16 protein-coding genes and 1 tRNA gene are annotated in these 18,949 nt (G+C 61.6%); 10 read left to right on the top strand and 7 right to left on the bottom strand.

All coding sequences use genetic code 11. The annotated features are described in order from the left end of the window. On the top strand, nucleotides 1-945 hold the full coding sequence (locus K3728_04300) for a glyoxylate/hydroxypyruvate reductase A (protein UWQ96463.1): 945 nt from the start codon (nucleotides 1-3) through the stop codon (nucleotides 943-945). 96 nt (nucleotides 946-1,041) lie between these two features. On the opposite strand, the gene K3728_04295 is transcribed toward K3728_04300, so the two are convergent. Both K3728_04295 and K3728_04290 read right to left on the bottom strand, forming a co-directional pair. Continuing rightward, nucleotides 1,042-1,824 (bottom strand): SseB family protein, encoded by a 783-nt coding sequence (locus tag K3728_04295; GenBank protein UWQ97444.1) that lies wholly within the window; start codon nucleotides 1,822-1,824, stop codon nucleotides 1,042-1,044. Then, nucleotides 1,812-2,396 carry a uracil-DNA glycosylase family protein gene (locus K3728_04290; GenBank protein UWQ96462.1) on the bottom strand — a complete coding sequence of 195 codons (585 nt, stop codon included), beginning with the start codon at nucleotides 2,394-2,396 and terminating at the stop codon, nucleotides 1,812-1,814. The genes K3728_04295 and K3728_04290 overlap by 13 nt, the downstream gene beginning before the upstream one ends. A gap of 75 nt (nucleotides 2,397-2,471) precedes the next feature. Between K3728_04290 and K3728_04285 the strand changes: the two genes are divergently transcribed. The 8 genes from K3728_04285 to K3728_04250 all read left to right on the top strand — a co-directional run bounded on the left by K3728_04285 (nucleotide 2,472) and on the right by K3728_04250 (nucleotide 10,109). Next, on the top strand, nucleotides 2,472-2,819 hold the full coding sequence (locus tag K3728_04285; protein ID UWQ96461.1) for a metalloregulator ArsR/SmtB family transcription factor: 348 nt from the start codon (nucleotides 2,472-2,474) through the stop codon (nucleotides 2,817-2,819). Beyond that, nucleotides 2,812-3,837: a permease gene (locus K3728_04280; GenBank protein ID UWQ96460.1), complete on the top strand. Its 1,026-nt coding sequence runs from the start codon at nucleotides 2,812-2,814 to the stop codon at nucleotides 3,835-3,837. The genes K3728_04285 and K3728_04280 overlap by 8 nt, the downstream gene beginning before the upstream one ends. A gap of 61 nt (nucleotides 3,838-3,898) precedes the next feature. Further along, nucleotides 3,899-5,161, top strand: coding sequence for a Na+/H+ antiporter NhaA (locus tag K3728_04275; protein ID UWQ96459.1), 1,263 nt, complete (start codon nucleotides 3,899-3,901; stop codon nucleotides 5,159-5,161). Nucleotides 5,162-5,335: 174 nt separating this feature from the next. Beyond that, on the top strand, nucleotides 5,336-5,995 hold the full coding sequence (locus K3728_04270) for an ATP-binding cassette domain-containing protein (GenBank protein ID UWQ96458.1): 660 nt from the start codon (nucleotides 5,336-5,338) through the stop codon (nucleotides 5,993-5,995). Beyond that, complete coding sequence (locus K3728_04265; GenBank protein UWQ96457.1) at nucleotides 5,973-7,757, top strand: capsule biosynthesis protein; 1,785 nt, start codon at nucleotides 5,973-5,975, stop codon at nucleotides 7,755-7,757. The genes K3728_04270 and K3728_04265 overlap by 23 nt, the downstream gene beginning before the upstream one ends. Before the next feature lie 41 nt (nucleotides 7,758-7,798). Next, entirely contained in the window at nucleotides 7,799-8,632 is an 834-nt protein-coding gene (gene kdsA, locus K3728_04260) for a 3-deoxy-8-phosphooctulonate synthase (GenBank protein UWQ96456.1), read from the top strand. An 8-nt stretch (nucleotides 8,633-8,640) separates the two neighbouring features. Further along, nucleotides 8,641-9,960 (top strand): mechanosensitive ion channel, encoded by a 1,320-nt coding sequence (locus tag K3728_04255; GenBank protein UWQ97443.1) that lies wholly within the window; start codon nucleotides 8,641-8,643, stop codon nucleotides 9,958-9,960. Between the two features lie 74 nt (nucleotides 9,961-10,034). Continuing rightward, a tRNA-Gln gene (locus K3728_04250) sits at nucleotides 10,035-10,109 on the top strand. Nucleotides 10,110-10,269: 160 nt separating this feature from the next. On the opposite strand, the gene K3728_04245 is transcribed toward K3728_04250, so the two are convergent. Continuing rightward, the gene (locus K3728_04245; protein UWQ96455.1) at nucleotides 10,270-11,424 is read right to left on the bottom strand and encodes a BamA/TamA family outer membrane protein; all 1,155 of its coding nucleotides are present in this window, start codon (nucleotides 11,422-11,424) and stop codon (nucleotides 10,270-10,272) included. A gap of 134 nt (nucleotides 11,425-11,558) precedes the next feature. Between K3728_04245 and K3728_04240 the strand changes: the two genes are divergently transcribed. Then, a complete protein-coding gene (locus tag K3728_04240; protein UWQ96454.1) occupies nucleotides 11,559-12,320 on the top strand; it encodes a hypothetical protein in 762 nt (253 codons plus the stop codon). Nucleotides 12,321-12,329: 9 nt separating this feature from the next. Here K3728_04240 and K3728_04235 read toward each other — a convergent pair whose 3' ends face one another. Genes K3728_04235 through K3728_04220 form a run of 4 tightly spaced genes read right to left on the bottom strand, consistent with a single transcriptional unit; the run spans nucleotide 12,330 to nucleotide 18,934 of the window. Beyond that, entirely contained in the window at nucleotides 12,330-13,052 is a 723-nt protein-coding gene (locus K3728_04235; protein ID UWQ96453.1) for an efflux RND transporter periplasmic adaptor subunit, read from the bottom strand. A 15-nt stretch (nucleotides 13,053-13,067) separates the two neighbouring features. Beyond that, on the bottom strand, nucleotides 13,068-14,978 hold the full coding sequence (locus K3728_04230) for a preprotein translocase subunit SecA (GenBank protein ID UWQ96452.1): 1,911 nt from the start codon (nucleotides 14,976-14,978) through the stop codon (nucleotides 13,068-13,070). A gap of 11 nt (nucleotides 14,979-14,989) precedes the next feature. Beyond that, entirely contained in the window at nucleotides 14,990-17,107 is a 2,118-nt protein-coding gene (locus K3728_04225; GenBank protein UWQ96451.1) for a peptidase M50, read from the bottom strand. Nucleotides 17,108-17,113: 6 nt separating this feature from the next. Next, a complete protein-coding gene (locus K3728_04220) occupies nucleotides 17,114-18,934 on the bottom strand; it encodes an efflux RND transporter periplasmic adaptor subunit (protein ID UWQ96450.1) in 1,821 nt (606 codons plus the stop codon). Between the last annotated feature and the right edge of the window lie 15 nt (nucleotides 18,935-18,949).

The following is an 18,949-nucleotide window of genomic DNA, read 5'->3' as shown; positions in this document are numbered from 1 at the left end:
ATGACCGCCCCCAAGATCCTCTTCGCCGCCAAATCCGAGCGGTGGGACACCTATGAGCCGCACCTGCGCAATGCCCTCGCGGCGGCAGGTATCAGCGACACGGGCCTGACAACCGATACCAGCACCCCGGCTGAAGTGGATTACATCGTCTATGCGCCAAATTCCTCGGTGCAGGATTTCACCCCCTACACGCGCCTGAAGGCGGTGCTGAACCTCTGGGCCGGGGTGGAAGAAGTCACCGGCAACACCACCCTCAAGGCCCCGCTCGCCCGGATGGTGGACGCGGGCCTGACCGATGGCATGGTAGAATGGTGCGTCGGCCACACCCTGCGCCACCACCTCGACATGGATACCCATATCCACGGGCAAGACGGCACCTGGCGCAACGACAGCGCCCCCCCTTTGGCGCGGAACCGCCCCGTTACCGTCCTTGGTCTCGGCGCTTTGGGGCAAGCGGTGGCCAAGGCCCTCCACCAACTGGGCTTCCCGGTCAGCGGCTGGTCCCGCTCCGCCAAAACCATCGAGAATGTGCAAACGCATCATGGCGCAGAAGGCCTCACCGCGGCCCTCTCAGACGCGCAAATCGCCATCCTCCTGCTCCCCGACACCCCCGCGACCGAGAATATCCTCAACGCCGAAACCCTCGCCGCGCTGCCCAAGGGGGCCATCCTCATCAACCCCGGCCGTGGACCCTTGATCGACGATGCAGCCCTCCTCTCCGCCCTCGACAGCGGCCATATCGCCCACGCCACTCTCGACGTGTTCCGAACCGAGCCTCTGCCCGCGACCGATCCCTACTGGGCCCACCCAAAGGTCACCGTCACGCCCCACATCGCGTCCGAGACCCGCCCGGATACGGCCTCACAAATCATTTCCGAGAACATCCGCCGTGGCGAAGCAGGGGAGCCTTTCCTCCATCTCGTCAACCGTGATCTCGGCTACTAACACGCAACCGCCCCTTCACCTTGGCCTTACACCTCCGGGGGTAGGCGCGCTTTTTCCCCGAAAAAGTCGCCAAGGGGGCTGGCCCCCTTTCCACCCTCACCGCAAACGCGGCGGTTTCTCTGGGTCGCTGCCGGGTGCCGCGGCAACGATCGGGTCGGCCAGTTGCGGCAAATCGAACCGCAATCCTACCTTGGCGAAGGTCGCACACATCGGGTCCGTGGCCTTGAAGAAGCCGACATCCAAGCTGCCCGCTTCCAGCCCCGAAAAACTCAGCGCGTCGCCGACCAATTGTGCCAACGCGCCCTCATAGCCGTCCATCGCCTCCACGAACGCCAGCAAATGCCCCCGGCGTCCATCGTCGTATTTCGTCGCCACCAGATAGGCCAAGGATGCCCGCCCGTGGGTCGTCGCCAACCGAGCGTCCAGCGCTGTTAGCAAGGTTTCCGGCAAGCCTTTGGGCGGCAACACCTCATCGGGGCGATCTTCTACGGCCTCGGGCGCTTGCGCCAAAGTGCCCGACAGCCAGCCAATCGCCTCTCCCTCCAGCACCGTCTCAAAGTCCGTTCCCAAGTTCACCGCCAGACCCAAGCCAGCCTCCGCCAACATGCCCGCCATGACCCGGCCCGACATGCCCACGAACGGCGCCACCTCGCCCGCGAAAGCGACCAACCGCTCCTCTCGGTCAAAGGCGACCACCAGATCCGCGCCATCCACGGCGAAGACCTTGGGTTTGATGCTGTCTCCTGCGGCCTCTTCTTCCAGCAACAAGAACATCTCGGACGCGGCCAGACGGTCGAACCACGCCAAGCGCAGCTTTGCGTCATCGGGGGCGACTTCCATGACCGTGAAGGCCTCGTCCAATGGGGTCATCTTGCTAATTCCTCAGCCACTCGGGCGCGTAGGACGGGCAAAAGCTCCTCCTCGAACCACGGATTGCGTTTAAGCCACGCGGTATTGCGCCACGACGGATGAGGCAAGGGAAAGACGTCGGGCCCATGGTCGCGCCATGCCTCGACCCGCGCAGTTACACTTGCCTTATCGCGCAGATGCCACGCCTGGGCGTAGCCGCCCACCAGCAGGGTCAGGCGAACATCCCCCAAAGCCTCCAGCACCGGGGCGCGCCATGTCTTGGCGCAGATTTTTGGCGGCGACAGGTCCGATCCCTTCGCGTCATAGCCGGGAAAACAGAACGCCATCGGCAAGATCGCCACAAGGTCGCGGTCGTAGAACGTCGCCTCGTCCACCCCCATCCAATCACGCAGGCGGTCGCCCGAGGGATCAGTGAAGGGCCGCCCCGACCCATGGACCCGCGCCCCCGGCGCTTGCCCCGCAATCAGAATGCGGGCGCAGGGACGGAACCAGACCACCGGGCGCGGCCTGTGGGCCGAGTGTGTCTGCGCGAATCGATCTGCGCAAATCTCGCACCCGGCGATGTCATCCAAAATCTTCATCAAGCCAATCTAGCCAACAGACGCAGGACCGAAAGGGGGTAGACGACAATTCCTTATTTCTATAAATATAGAAACATGAAACAAACAGCACCTCCCCTGCCCGAAATCACCCTTGCCGCCACGGCCTTTGCCGCCCTTGGGTCCGAGCAACGCCTCGCCATTGTGCGCCGTTTGGTGCGCGCCGGCCCGGAAGGGCTGACTATGGGCGATTTGGGCGACGATGTGGGGGTCACAGGCTCCGTCCTGACCCACCACCTGAAACAGCTCGTCTCTGCCGGGCTCGTGGCCCAACGCAAAGACGGTCGGCGCATCTTGTCGAGCATCGACCATGCAGCAATCAACGCCCTCTCGGCATTTCTCGTGGCGGAATGCTGCGCGGACGTGGCTTGGGACCTTTCAGAGAACGGACATAATTATGGCTGATCAATCCCTTACCCCCCGGCTGTTGCCCACTCTCTGGGGCCGGGTGGACCGTGTGGCGCTGACCGGCGTGCTCATCCTTCTGGTTCTCGCGCTGTTCGACCGCCCCGCCGTGGTGCCGACGATCGAGGAAACGCTCGAACACTTCTGGGGCACCCTGCCCTTCATCCTCTTCGCGGTGCTGGCCATTGGCTATATGAAAGCCACCGGGTCCGAGCGCCTGTTGGACGGCGCCTTTCAGGGCCGCGAAACCCGGATGATCCTGATGGGGGCAATCGTTGGCGGGCTCTCGCCGTTCTGCTCCTGCCAAGTCATCCCCTTCGTCGCCGCCCTTCTGGCTGCGGGCGCGCCACTTTCAGCGGTCATGGCGTTCTGGCTCGCCTCGCCCCTGATGGACCCTGCGATGTTCTCGATCACGGCGGGCGGCATCGGCTTTGACTTCGCCGTGGCCAAAACCATCGCCGCCGTGGGCCTTGGGGTCTTGGGAGGGCTGACTGTGAAACTGCTGGCCAACAGTGCCGTCTTCGCCGACCCTTTGCGCGAACAACCTGCCGCGGCGGGCTGCTGTAGCGCCAAGAAAATGACCCTGAACTGGAAGTTCTGGCAGGATGACGACAGGCGAAGCATCTTTGGGCGCACGACTTGGGATAACCTTCTGTTCTTGGGCAAATGGTTGCTGTTTGCCTACCTGTTGCAATCGCTCCTGATATCCTACGTGCCCGCAGACCTTATCGCGCAGGTCATCGGCGGCGACGGCCTGACGCCGATCCTTCTGGGGGCCTTGGTGGGCGCGCCTGCCTACCTCAACGGCTACGCCGCTGTCCCGCTTGTCGGAGGTCTGATGGAGCAGGGCATGAGCCCCGGCGCAGGCATGGCCTTCATGGTCGCAGGCGGCGTTAGCTGCATCCCCGCTGCCGTCGCTGTCTGGGCACTGGTGAAACCGCGCGTCTTCATCGCCTACATCGGCCTTGCCCTGACCGGCGCCGTGATTGCCGGGATCGGTTGGAGCCTTGTCGCTTAAGAGGATGGACGCCTTCCCCCCCATTGGTTAATCACCCGTGGAGCGACCAGTGGGGGCAGGAATGTATCGGGTTTGGGACTTCATCAACGGCTATTCGCTGCTTTTGATCACAGGCGCGATCATCGCGTTGATTTGGGCGAATATCGACATCACCAGCTACCACGGGTTTACCGAGTTCGTGATCTGGGCCGATGCCCCGATCGGCCACCTGCACGATGACGGCCAAGGTCACATCACCCGAGAGTTGACCCTGCATTACCTGGTGAACGACGTGCTTATGGCGCTGTTTTTCGCCATCGCCGCGAAAGAGGTGTGGGAGGCCGTGGTGCTTGAGAACGGCGCCTTGCGCGGCAAGAAGGCGGCCACGCCCTTGGTTGCAACCCTTGGGGGTATGATTGGACCGATCGCTGTCTATCTTGGCATCGCTTACTTCATGGGCTCCACCACCTTTGACGCGGTGGCAAACGGATGGGCCATTCCCACCGCGACGGACATTGCCTTTTCCTACCTGATTGGTCGCATGGTCTTTGGCGCGGGCCACCCGGCGGTGCGTTTCCTGCTTCTGCTGGCGATTGCCGATGACGCGGCAGGCTTGTTGATTTTGGCGGTTTTCTACCCCTCGAGCGATTTGGCCCCGGTTTGGCTTCTGCTGTCCTTTGGGGCGGCGATCAGCGTCTATGTGCTCGCGAACTGGCTGCCGCGTTACCTGGATCGGGGCGACCAAGTGCGCCGCCGCTCTACCTGGGCACGCAAGAAATTGTCATTCTGGCCCTACCTCTTGGCAGGTTGCGCGAGCTGGTACGGGTTCATGCAAGCGGGTCTGCACCCGGCCCTTGGATTGCTGCCCATTGTCCTGACAATCCCCCACGCAGACCGCGCTTTTGGCATATTCTCTGCCGCCGAGGTGCATTTGCACGATCTTTTGAACACCATCGAACATGCGTTGAAACACCCCGTCGAAATCATCCTTGGCCTCTTTGGCCTGGTGAACGCGGGCGTTGCATTCTCGGCAATGGGAGAGGCGACCTGGCTGGTTCTGGCGGGGCTATTGATCGGCAAACCGGCGGGGATTTTTCTGTTCGGCTGGTTGGCCGCAAAACCCCTTGGTCTGGGTCTGCCCAAGGGTATGCGGATGATCGACCTTGTTGTGATCGGTTGCGTGGCGGCCATTGGTTTCACCGTATCGCTCTTCGTGGCCTCCGTGGCGTTTGAGGCAGGTCCGGTGCAGGATGCGGCGAAGATGGGGGCATTGCTCTCCTTCGGGGCGGCGGCCATTTCCTTGGTCATGGGCAAGATCACACGGGTCCAGAAGCGTGCGCTTTGACCACCGAGGAGGCTTGCAATAGTCCGCCGAAGTGAGACAATTCATTGAAAATTCCCTGTGATTGGTAAGGGAATGGACATAATACTGCCCTAATGGGGCGGTATGTTTCCAGAATGGTGACATCCCGCGGCTAAGACGGGATGCGCTGGCAGGTTATATTGGGCGACGCAAGCGATGTTGGAGTTTTCAGGAGTTTCGAAATCCTTTTGGACCGGAGAGCGCCGTAAGGTGATCCTCGACCGGGCCTCTTTTCGTGTGGATATCGGCTACTCCATGGGCATTCTGGCGCCCAACGGCACCGGCAAAACGACACTCATCAACATGATGTGCGGACTGGAAAAGCCCGATGAGGGCACGATCACGCGCAACGCCCGCATCTCGTTTCCACTCGGATTCATGGGCGGTGTCATCACCAGATTGTCCGCCATGGAAAACGCCCGCTACATTGCGCAGCTCTATGGGTTGGACCCCGACTACGTGGAGGCATTCTGCCGTTGGGTCTGCGGGATCGAAGAGTATTTCGACATGCCCGTGGGCACCTATTCATCGGGGATGCGGGGCCGATTCAACTTCTCTCTCCTTTTGGCGTTGGAATTTGATATCTATCTGATTGACGAAGGGATGCCGAATTCCACAGACGCCGAATTCAATCGGCGCGCCGGTGGTATCCTTGCAGAGCGGCTGAAGAACGCGACCGTGATTATCGTGTCGCACCAAGCCACAACGCTAGAAAAATTTGCGCGTCGCGCAGCCGTTCTTCGGGATGGCAAACTATATCAGTTCGACACGCTGGAAGAGGCTAAGCAGCTTTATGACTACGAAACCCAAAGCTAGGAAGTTCCGCATTCGCCGCACAGACGGCGACGCACCGGGCGGCGCAGCGCAAGCGGCTGAGGCCATAGACGCGCGCGCGGCCGCCACAGGAACGACGGCGAGCGCGGCGGCAGCAGCAGCGGCGGCAAGTGTCGCGGCGGCACGCTCGCCCCGTGTGGCGCCACAGCCTGAGGTTGAAGACACAAGCCTGCCTAGCCACACAGAAGACGGTTTCGGCGACATGGCGCTGCCGGGATCTGCGGCCGCGGACAAGGCGCAAGGCGCGGCCCGCGTAGCAGATAGCCCGCAATCCCTAGAGGCCGAATTGGCCGCGATCCGGTCCGAGGGTTTGACAGGACGGCAACTACGAATGGCCCGCCGGTCTGCGCAGAAACATGGTCTTAGCCCCTCGTCCGACTTTGACGCGGTGCGCCAATTGCGCAAACGCGGGATAGACCCCTTCGGGCAGTCCAACATGCTGGAATTGGTTATCAACGAAAACCAAAACGCAGCCGCCCCCGCCGGTGCCCCCGCTGGGGGCAACACGCTACCGGTGCGGGCCGCCACGGCGCAGGTGCCCGCTACCCAAGTTGGTGCAGCCCCGCCCGCAGGCGTCGCCCATACCGCCGAATCCCGCGCGGCCGAGATCATGGGCGTGCAGCGCGACATCGCCAATCGCCGCCGCCGCAAGTTGATCCAATTGGCCACGCGGCTGGCATTGTTCGTTTTCCTGCCCACGATGCTGGTCAGCTATTACTACTACGCCGTTGCCACGCCTCTTTTTGCCACCAACACGGAATTCGTGATCCAAAAGGCCGAAGCCTCGTCCGGTGGCAGTGGGCTAGGCGGGCTGTTGGGGGGCTCCAGCTTTGCGACGGTTCAGGAATCGATCACAGTGCAAAGCTATCTGGAAAGCCGCGAAGCGATGCTGCGGCTGGATGAGGAATTGGGCTTCCGCGATCACTTCTCGGGCGATGATATTGATCCGCTCGTGCGCTTGGCCCCCGATGCCTCGGACGAGCAGATGTATAGCACCTATCTGCGCAACCTGACGATCGGCTATGACCCGACAGAGGGTCTGATCCGCATGGAAGTCCGCGCCGCCGATGCCGAAACCTCGCAAGCGTTTTCAGAGGCGCTGATCGGCTACGCCGAAGAGCGGGTGGACCAAATGTCATCGCGCCTGCGCGAGGACCAAATGGCCGGGGCCCGCGAAGGTTTCCAAGAGGCCGAAGAACGGTCCTTGCAAGCGCAGATGCGGGTGCTGGAACTGCAAGAGCAACGGGGCGTTTTGTCGGCGGAAGCCGAGGTAAACCAAGTGTTTAACCAGATCGGCGTCTATGAAATGCAACTGACCGAAGAACGCCTGCGCTTGGCCGAGATCAACGCCGCGTCCCGGCCCAATTCGACTCGCGTGCAAGTGGCCGAGGCCAACATTGCCCGCTATGAGACCCTGATCGCGCAACTTCGCGCTTCATTGACGAATGAAACCGCGGGCGAGGTCTCCCTTGCGCGCATCCAATCGGAACTGGTGATTGCCCAAGCCGATCTGGAAACCCGTCAATTGATGCTGACAGAAGCGCTGCAAGCGATGGAATCGGCCCGTACGGAAGCGAACCGCCAGTCGCTCTATATCTCGATGGGCGTGTTCCCGATCGCCCCCGACGAGGCCGCCTATCCAAAGGCGTTTGAAAAGACGCTGCTTGCACTTGTCGTCTTTTCTGGCATCTACCTTTTGATATCAATGACCGCCTCGATCCTGCGTGAACAGGTAAGTTCCTGATCCGCACCACCTCGGGGCCAATGGCCCCGGGGGACCGACAGATGAAAACGGTAGAGATCGGATCGCTTAGCGTCTCGAACGCGGCACCTTTGCTGGTAATCGCTGGCCCTTGCCAGTTGGAAAGCATGGATCACGCGCGGATGATTGCCGGCCATATGGCGCAGGTCTGTGCCGATGCGGGCGCGCAGTTCGTGTTCAAAGGCAGCTACGACAAGGCAAACCGCACCTCCCTTTCCGGCAAGCGTGGCCTTGGAATGGATGAGGGGTTGCGCATTCTGTCCACCATCCGAGAAGAATTCGGCTGCCCGGTGCTGACCGACATCCACACGCCCGAACAATGCGCCCCGGTGGCCGAAGCCGTCGATATCCTGCAAATCCCCGCCTTCCTGTGTCGCCAGACGGACCTTCTTCTGGCCGCAGGCGAAACCGGTGCCGCGATCAACATCAAGAAGGGACAATTTCTCGCCCCCTGGGACATGCAGAACGTGGCCGAAAAGGTCGCCAGCACGGGAAATGAGCGCCTAATGCTGACCGAGCGGGGCGTTTCCTTTGGCTATAACGCGCTTGTGGCCGACATGCGGTCCCTGCCCGAGATGGCGAAAACCGGCTACCCAGTGATCATGGACGCGACCCACGCCGTGGCGCAGCCCGGCGGGCTTGGTGGGTCATCAGGCGGGCAACGGGAGTTTGCCCCCGTGCTGGCGCGTGCCGCCGTGGCCTTGGGCATCGGCGGAGTGTTCCTGGAGACTCACGAAGACCCCGACACCGCACCGTCTGATGGGCCTAACATGATCCGGCTGGATGATATGGCGGGGGTCATCAACACGCTGATGGCGCTGGACGCTGTCGCTAAAGCGAACCCGGTGCGACTGTGATGCGGGGGCTGCTTAGACCCCTCCTCGCGTCGCTCCTCGCAGTGGCCCTATGTGGGCCGGTTCTGGCGCAGACGGAAGGCAGCCAACCTGACGGCACGATTGCCGTGGAAAGCGACCGGGCCCAAGACTTCGCCACCCGCGACCGGATTATGGATATCCTTGGCCAGCTTGAGGGCTACGATGATGTACGCGCGACAGTCTCCAACGGGATCGTCACCCTGCGCGGAACGGTGGTGGACGCCACCCGCATCACCGCCCTGAATGAGTTGGTCGCCCGTGTCGAAGGCGTGGTGGCGATAGAAAACACCGTCGCCGAAAGCACCGACGTGGTGGAGCGGTTGAACCCCGCCCTCGACCGTATGCAGGAGCGGGTAGCGCAGGTGATCGCTTTCTCTCCGCTGATCCTTGTGGCTCTGACGGCGGGCGTCTTGATGTGGCTGTTCGGGTTCTGGTTGGCCAAACGATCATGGCCCTGGGACCGAATCGCCCCCAATGCCTTTATCGCTGACATTTACCGCCAGATCGTGCGCTTGGTCTTTGTCGTGCTTGGCATCGTGCTGGCGCTTGACCTGTTGAACGCGACGGCGCTTCTGGGCACGATCCTTGGGGCGGCAGGTATCGTCGGCCTCGCCATTGGTTTCGCCGTCCGCGACACGGTGGAAAATTTTATCTCTTCCATCATGCTGTCGATCCGCCAACCGTTTCGCCCCAAAGACTTGGTGGAGATTGAGGGCGATCTGGGCCACGTCATCCGTCTGACGAGCCGGGCCACGATTCTGCTGAGCCTTGACGGCAACCACATCCGCATCCCCAACGCGACGGTCTTCAAATCCCGCATCATCAACTATACTCGAAACGATGAGCGCCGCTTTACCTTCCTCGTGGGGGTCGATCCGGCCGCTGATATTGCCGAGGCGCAGCGGATCATCCTGTCTGCCCTGAAAGAACTGCCCTTCTTGCTGGAAACCCCCGGCCCCGGCGTATGGGTGGAAGGGCTTGGCGCCTCGACCATCGACATCACGGCGGCGGGTTGGATCAAGCAGCACGAAACCGGCATCGGCATGGCAAAGGGAGAGGCCATTCGCGTGGTCAAAGCCCGTTTGGAGGCCGCTGGCATCGCCCTGCCGGAACCAACATACCGCCTGCTTGGCGCGGAACTGCCTGCCACAACCGATGCAACGCCCGCCCCCTCCAAGCCCGCCGCCGCACAGGTAGAAGTGCAGAACGTAGGAACCGAGGAAGGTGTCGCACTTGAACAGATTATCGAGGCCGAACGCGAAGCCCTGCCCGATGATGACCTCCTCCGCCGGGAAGCTCCGCAAGAATAGCGGGATTTCCGAGCAAAAAACGCAATCGGGGACTTGATCCCGGTGCCGCCGCGTCGTATCTCCAGCGGCGTAGTTGGGGTGTAGCCAAGCGGTAAGGCAACGCTTTTTGGTAGCGTGTACCGTAGGTTCGAATCCTACCACCCCAGCCACTTTTTCTTCCTTGGACGCAAGACACCTCTGCGGGACGCGACCGACGCGCGTGTTACGCGCGGCGCTGATCCTGCTGGAGTTTCCCGGTTAAACGCCCCTTGAGGGCGCACAAGCCGTATGCTGGCGTAGCGCCTAACCTCGAGGGGACGAGAGCGTTCCTTAGAAGCTCTGGCTGAAGGAAATACCGAATTCCTGGGTTTGGTCGTAGTCACGCTCTTCCAGCGGCATTGCCAGAAACAGGTTGAACGGGCCGATGCCTGAGTCGATTCGCAACGACACGCCGACAGAACTGCGCAAATGAGCCGCGTCATCCACCGGGTCCGCCCCAGCCACGCCGCCGTTGATATCGTCCAAGCCCCAAAGGCTGCCGACATCCAGGAAAACGCCTGGCGTCAGGGTCGAATCCTCCCCGAAAGCATTGGGGAAACGCGCGTCAAACCGGCCGATGCCATAGGACGTACCGCCCAAAGCCGGTGTATTGGCAACTGCAAGGTCACGCGGGCCGAAGCCGCCGAACGCAAACCCCCGCAGAGAGCTGCTGCCCAACACAAAGCGATCCCCGATGTTGGATGTGCCTTCCATCGTGGCCATGTGTCCCAGCCGAACCGAGCTGCCGACGACGATATTACCATCCGAGAACGAGTGAACCAACGTCGCGCGGGCGGTGACAATCGTGAAGCTGTGATCGCGGCTGGTGTGGCCTGTTTCCAGCCCAAAGCTGAACCGCGCCCGGCGCAGGGGACCATCCCCTTCAATGGGCAACGCAGCCTGATAGGTCGCCCCTAGTGAGTAGCGCTGTTGCTGCCCCTCGTCGTTGCGAATCAAAATGGAGTTGGTTGGATCAACGGTCCCCACCTCGTTGCGAGACAACGAAACATAGGCCGACAGGCGCTGACGCTCGGACAAGTCCCAGGTCAACCGGGGTTGCAGCCGCGTCGCGGTGGATGCGAAACCATAGACGTCGCCGGCGGTGGTTTCAGAATGCGACAGCGTCAGGCCGAACCGCGGCGAATCACCAAAAACCGCATCGTTGCTATAGGCGACGTTGAAGCGGGTCGCGCTTTCTTGCGCCTCGATCCGCATGCTGAAATCGGCATCCTGCCCCAAGAACCGTTCCGTTGCATAACCTAGCCCGCCAACAAAACCAGAATCGGTGTTGTAGCCAATACGAGCCGACAGGTTAGCAATCGGGTTCGGGTTGAACGCCTCTTCTGCGGCAGCGGGCGCGACGTCCCCATCAGACGCGGTCTGCGCGTTTGCCAGCCCCCCATACGCGCACAAAAGCGTAACAATAGTAAATTTGATAAAATGCATGCTGTCCCCCGACACATATTCTGCGGTTTACGCTAGGGAAAATGTTCGAATTCTCCAAGACATCCATTGTGAAAATCCCGCAAAAGTTTCCGACTGTGTCTTTTAACAACCCGTCACATGCTCCATCGTGTGGCATGGACAAAACACACGCTCAGCTAAATCAGCTCGCGCACAACGCCGATGCTTGTGAACAATCATGGTCGATCACCGAAAGTGGCATCGAAAAGCGGGTGCTTTTCTTCTTTGAGACCTCGGTTCAAGCGGCAGAACTAATTGCCACTGCTGCTGTTGATTTGGGACTACCCAAAACGCTGCTGTCCGCTTGGTCGTCCGCCCTGCCCGGTGCCGATGCCATCGGGCTTGCGCTTCGGTGTGATCGTACTTCTGTCCGGGTTTATACCCAATATTGGGAGGTTCTGGCCGCCCGGGTCGATGCTGGAAACCTTCAGCCCTTCCCCCTTTACAAGGGCTTTAAGCTGCTGCCCTCAGGCAAGGTGCGGACCGATGATTATTATTGTCGGCCGGTCGCGCCGAAAGCAGATTTCTGGCCGCCGATGGCGCAGACCTTCGAAGCCTTTGGACTGGATAGCGCAAAGTCGGACGCGGCCTTTGCCGATTTGGACGCTGAAACGGCGATTTGCACCCGGACTTTGGGGGCAGAGCGGACCTCTTGGTTGACGACCGTGCGGCGGGCGCAACTGGACCGTGCAAAGTTTGCCGAATGGGCCGCCCCCCTAGCAGCACGTGAGGGCGGCCAAGCGATTGTGGAGGCACTTTCCCAGCACGACCTTGTGCATCTGGCGGGCGGGACCGACACCCAGAAGGGTCCATTTCTGACGATCTATCTGGAAAGCAGCCCGTCAGAAGTCTTGGCCGCGCTCGCCCTAGCCGGATAATTCGCCCGACTAATTCGCCACAGCACAGCTACTGCCCGCAGGGATCGCACGGTCCGAATTGTCGATCCCGGCCCTGACGGTGAAGGTGTTGGACGTAGGGTCGATAAACGGGTCAATCGCCGTGACCGAGGCGGCCACATTGGCTTGGGTCAGCTCCACCGACAAAGCGATGTCTTGGCCGATGGAAAACTCACCGAATGCGCCGGCAAGGAACACCAGTTCGGCTTCCAGCTCGCTCACCTCGATGATCCGCAACAAAGGCTCGGGCCCTATCAATTCACCCACGGCGATCGCGACTTCGGCGACGTATCCAGCGAAAGGGGCGCGAATGGTGCCGCGTTCGACCTCAATCTGTGCGCGCGCCTGTTCGGCACTGGCAAGGGCCAGATCGGTGCGCAAGGCTTCAATCTCATCGCGGGAAATCAGGTTGCGGTTCAACAGGCCTTCGCTGCGACCAAGGCGTTCTTGCAGGCCGTCGATGGTGATCTGGGCCACTTGTAAATCCGCCTCGGCCAAGCGGGTATCGAAATGCACCAAGGGGTCGCCTGCTTCTACGAAATCGCCGCGCGTGACCTCTACGGCGATGACAATGCCGCTGCGGTCCGAGCCGATGTCGCTGGTGCGTGCGGGCACCAACAGGCAAGTCAAAGGCGCGGCCATTTGCGCCGCCGCCGGCCCGGCCAGCAGCAAACCCACTATGGCAACAGCCACCTTCATTCCCATCCGAGTCATCCGACGCCTCCTGTTTTAGCGATAGCCCAACCGTTTAATCATATCCTGTTCGCGCAGTAGTGTCTGCCGCCGCATTGTCCGCGATCTGCGATCCCGATCTGCTTGAATCTGCGACAGGCTTCGGGCGGGAAACGCGCCCAGACGCAGCAACCACGTCGCACCGCGCCGCGCGAGGGAAAAGGCCCCCTCGATCAACCCGCGGTCCTGAAGGCTGACCATCGTGTCATAGCTGCCCGGATCACCCTGCCGCCCGGCCCGCCCATAAAGCTGCCGCTCCAACCGCCCCGAGGGCATGACAGAGCCGATTATGACATGCAGTCCGCCCGCTGCCTTTACGTCCTTCGACAAGGAAATGTCGGTGCCACGGCCCGCCAAGTGGGTGGCGATCGTGATCGTGCCCTGTATGCCCGCGCAGGCCACCAGCTCTGCCTCCTGCGCCTCTGACAATGCATCAAGAACGGCGACTTCGCGTTGCAACCGGGCGAAGGTCGCTTGCAACGCGGCGCTTTCGGCCACGTCATTCAAGCCGATCAGCACCGCGCGTGTCTTTGCCACGTCTATGGCGCGGCGGGCGACGGCCTCCCATTTCTGAGCCTCGGTGCGGAATACTTTCAGGCGGCTCCCCTGCAACTGGCTTTTGGCATGGGGGGCGACGGGCCAGACGGCCAGACCGTAGATGGCCCAGAACTCTCCCCTGCATTCCTTGGCGGTTCCCGTCAGCCCGGACAGAATACGGTACTGGCGAAAATAGGTCTGTTGCGTGATCTGCCCGACGGTGCGGGTCTCATTACTGGGCGGCACGCCCGCGACCAATTCGACCATTTGCTGCAAGCCGTAGTCCCACTTTCGATCCGGCATCAGCCGCCCCGTGGCCTGGTCGATCATCACGATCTCATCGTCTTGCACGATGTAGGCGACCCCCTCCAGGAACCCATAGCGCGCCATCAGCGCTGTCTCTGCCAGTTCGATAATGTCCGAGGTTCTTGCCAGGGGATGGCGCCAGCCCGAAGCCGCACGTTCCAACAAGCCGAGACCTCGCGTGGTCAAACGCCAACTGCCGCGCTTATCGCGGACACGTTCCGCGCCCTCGGTCAAAGCCGCTGCGAATTCAACAAGCTGACGGAACAGATACATGTCCACCGCCGGAGGTGGGTCCGCAGGCTCGGACAGGATCATCGGCACGGTTGCGTCATCTATCAGGACCGAGTCCGCCTCATCAATAATCGCAAGCGCCTGCCCGGTTTGCCGGGGCCGATGACTATCGCCCAAGGTGCGTTGCTCGCGTTTGTCGCGCAGATGGTCAAACACCACGATCTTGTTGGTGCCGTAGATGATGTCGTGATCGTAGCCCACGCGCCGGTCATCGTCCTTGTCGTCCTGCTGCATGACTGCCGAGCTTACGCCAACAAAACGCGCCATCGGGGCGATCAGCTCGTGGTCGCGTTGCGCCAGATAGTCATTCACCGTCACCACATGGACCGACACGCCAACACTTGCCGCCGTGATCGCCGCCATGCCCGCCGCGAGTGTCTTCCCTTCACCAGTTCGCAGCTCTACGCAAGTCCCCGACAGAAGGCGCAGCGCGCATTCGATTTGGTTGTCGCGCAAGCGCAGACCCGTTTCCCGACGAAACACTTCCAGCACCGCGCAGAAGCGTTCCGCGCCTTGGGTGGCGTCCATCAAATCCTCGGCCCTCAGCGGCTTGGCAAAAAGCGCATGTAGCGCGTCCGCTTCCAATCCTTCATAGCGGCTCCGCTGGCTGGCGATGGCCTTCTGCATGGCCCCGATGCGGTCAGACCGCGTGGCCAGCCGCCAAGCGATCCATTCATCCCAGAACAACCGCATCCGCGACAGAGGGGCCACTTCGCGGCGCACCGGGCGCTGCCGGGAACGGGCGAAAGCCTTCAATGTCGCGCGCTGCGCCATTCCAACGGCCCCTAGAATCTCGTGACCCGCAGGAACAACCGACGCAGGTGGAACTGCGCCTGTGCCAAGGCGCTGGCGCGGCCAAGATCAACCCGGGCCTCCACATGAGCCCCCGCCCATTGCGATAGGTCCCGATCTGGAGCGGCCCAGATGATCCACCGGGAATCCAAGGCCATGCCCGGGTTTCCGGGTTGCTCAGGCACCGGCCCGCCCACGGACCTAAGCAATTCTGGCGGCACTTGCTGCCCGACATCCACTACCCGTTCACGGGCGAAAGGCACGGTGAAGGTCTGTTCATCCGGCAAGCGAAATTCAACCGATGCAGCGCCATCGGCACGGCCCGAGTATGCCGCCGGGATCGCGGCCACGATCTGAAGCGCATCCGGGCTGATGACATAGCCCAACCTATCGCCCCGAAACACGAACGTGCCCGGCGTTGGGGCTTGTCCTGCTGTCCAACTCAAGCGTCCATCGAGCGGCGATCGGACCGCCAGCGCATCTTCCAGGACCTGCGCGTTTGCCAAACTGGCGCGGGCGACTTCCAACTCGCGCTCAAATCGCTGGCGCTCGGCCACGCCAAGGCCGCTACGCTCCAACGCGTCCTCAAGGAAGGCCACGTTCATCGCCAGGGCCTCACGACGGGCCGATTGCACCGGGTTGGATAATTCAACCAGCGTCGCGCCACGGGCGACCATGGCCCCTTCGTCCGCTTCGCTTAGGGATAAAAGCCCCGCCGTTGCCGCAGAAACCTCGGCGCCGGGAAGCGGGACGACACGCCCTTCCCCACGGGCGAAGAACGGCAGAGGGACAAAGGCCAGCAAGCCAATCGATATCACAAGAAACAGCGCCAACCTTACGCTGGCCCGCCGTGTCCGGTTTTGAACCCGCGCCATGCGAACACCCTTTTTGACAACTTTGAACAGAGGCCAGACCACCCCCATTATGATGGCCCACGCGGCCAATAATATCCCGAAAATATAGAACCATGACGATACGATCAAAGCGATGGTCATGGTCAGAAGCAACCGATAGCCCAAGGACGCGACGCCGTAGATCGCCAATATCCGCGCCTCTCCTGGGCGAGGCTCGACCTCTTGGCGCAGGCCAATGATCCGCGACAGGAAACGGTCTTGAAGGTACTCGCCCGACCTTTGGGCTAGGTTTGGCATCTCCAACCAATCGGCCAGCACGAAATAGGCGTCGAACTTCAGCAGCGGATTGCCGTTGAACACGATGGTCGAGATCGAGCCGATCAGCACGAAGTTGAACAGAAGCGCCCGTTCCAGCCCCGGTTCAATCTGGAGCCAGATAATCATGGCGATGGAGGCAATCAGAACCTCTGCCACGATACCCGCTGCCCCCACCATCATACGCGCATATTTGGAGGGCAAAGTGCTGGCGGCCGACGCCTCTACATAGGGGACCGGGAACATGACCAGCAGCATGACGCCAAATTCACGCACCTCCCCGCCGAAGCGTTTAAGAGCGTAGCAATGGGCCAATTCATGCAGGCCCTTCATGATCGGATAGGCCAGCGCCAGTGACAAAAGCCCGCCCTGCGAGATCAACGACTGATCCGTTGTTTGCAGCAAAGCCTCTGCGTTCATCAGGGCCATGATGACGGCCGACACCACCAACGCCGCAATCGTTAGCCCCCCAAGGGGCGTGAATAGAAGCGACACAAAAGGGTACGTCACCCGGACCAAGGCGCTTGGGTCAAACAGCTTCACCTTCACGGCCAAGGGGCTGATGAACCGCTGCTCTACTGCCGCGGTCCGGCGTTTTCCGGTACGATCGCTCAGGTGTTGCGGGTCCAGATCATGGTCCGACAGCAACAGGCCTGAACCGACCAATTGCATCACCCAATCCACCAATTCCCCTTGGGTCGGTGCGATGGCGGGACGGCGCATCAGGACGGCCCAGATATCCCCAAGGGTGCTGCGCCCATCGAACATTTGCCACAGCTCCTGGGCGCGTTCAGTCAGGCGCAGGTGTTGTCCGGTCACCGTGTCAGACAAAACGATAAAGGCGTCGCCCCGAAACATTTGATGGCTGGTTTCAACAGCCGCCCGACGGCGAAAACACTGGTCAGATAGCAGGTGCCAATCGGGATGCCTGAGGGTTCCCATAGGCGTTTAGCTCCACCGCCAAATAGTGCGCCGCAGCCACCGCGCTGCGCCGCGCGTATACGCGCCAAGCATAGAGGTTTCGCCCCCCTCAACCCGCACAACTCCGCGCATACCGTCGAGCAAAACCACATCAGGCTCGGCCTCGATGTCCATCCAAGCCGAGAACGTGTTCACGCCGTCGCGCACCTGCGGGTCCGAGGTGATGCTGGTTAAGGTCACATCAATGGGCGCGCCGGGATGGGCGGTCAGCAACAAGGTGCCCGCCACCGGGGGCGCAAGGTCCGCGACCCATTCCTCGTCGATGAAGACCAACACGCGGAATCGATCGGGGGCGGCCAGCTCTAGCAATGGCTCCCCCAAGCGTACACGACCACCGACGCGCCGCCACGCATCGCCGCCGACCACGACCGAAGCGGCCTCTGCCTCGAACCGGGCGAGGTCCAATTGCCGTTCCAGTAAATCAAGGCGCACCTGAATTTGGCGGCTCTGCGCTTCCAGGCTTTGCACCCCTGCACTATCGCGTTGCGCGCGGGCGGCCTGCATTTCGCTGGCGATCTCCGTCAGCTCCGATTGTGCCTCCGCGACCTGCAACACCAGCTCATTATCTTCGAGCGCCACGATCACTTCACCCGGTGCAATCGCATCACCCAATTGAAACGGGGCTTGCGCCAGGAACCCATCATAAGGGGCCGAGACGACGCGACGTTCCTGCGCCTCGATCCGGGCGGAAAACGTCGGCTGGAACTGGGACGGCCATAGGGCCAGCCCAATGACGGTGCAGGCAACGAGCAATACAAACAGCTTCAGGCGCCAGACCGTAGGGCCGAAGATGCCGCGAATAATCGCCCAACTCCAATTGCCCAAACGACGCCAAATGGAAGGAAACGCGCGATTTTGGATCGTGAGAGAGGTGCTGAGAACCTGCGCCAAAAGATCGGCGGACTCGGGGTGGACCTCCCCAGCGGAGGAGCCATCGGCCCAGATGCACACCACAACCGCCTTGGGATCATCCCCGCCATAGACCGGCAGCGAAAGACCCCGGCTGCCCCCCAAAACACGAATACGCGCCATCGTGTCTTCCAAAAGGATCTGGTCCTTTGGGTCGGGCAGTTGGTCATCGGTGACCGCCGGAAGGGCGTTGTCATCATCGGTGACGTCCACCACGTCCACAATCTGCGGCGACCGGGCCCGCACCGCATGATCGGCGATCGCCTCGATCTGGCTGCGGGCTTCGCTGTTGCGGTCTACGACGCCGCCGCCCGACAGTGCGTGCAGCTTGGGTTTGTCGCCCTTCAACCAGGTGACAGCGATCAAATCAGGGGTCAGCGCCTTTTCCAGCCGCGCGACCCATTGATCGGTCAGTTGCCGGCGGTTTCGCGCACGCGAGGCATCCAACAGGATCTGGCTGCCCACTTCGGTGCCAACGGCGATTGCGCCGATCTGGGCGCTGCAATCGCTGAGCGCGGCGACCAGAAGCCAGCCCACCCGCGTTTCCACCAAGGTTAACTGTGTCTGAAGATCCGCAGGGGCCACCCCATCAAGGCGTAGCATCAAGACAAGGTCCAGCCCCGCGCCGCCCACCATGTAATGAGCCGCCCACCCGTTCGTGACCCCGGCCACGGCCTCGACCGCGCCGCCCCCGTCGGGGGTGTAGGCATCCAGGGTCGGCATCATCCGCGCTTCGTCGATTTTGCCGAAGCGAGCGGCCTCCTGCCACAAGCCGTCGCCTTCCCGCAGGAACGCCTGAACGCCCGAGAGGCCCTGGAGCGACCCAAGGTGTCGCCCCAAAGCCTCGCGGAAAAGTGGGTATTCAGTGCTAGAGGCCATAGGGGACCAATATAT

Source organism: Rhodobacteraceae bacterium M385 (genome assembly GCA_025141835.1).
Classification (GTDB): domain Bacteria; phylum Pseudomonadota; class Alphaproteobacteria; order Rhodobacterales; family Rhodobacteraceae; genus Gymnodinialimonas.
This window is presented reverse-complemented; position numbering and strand designations above follow the sequence as displayed.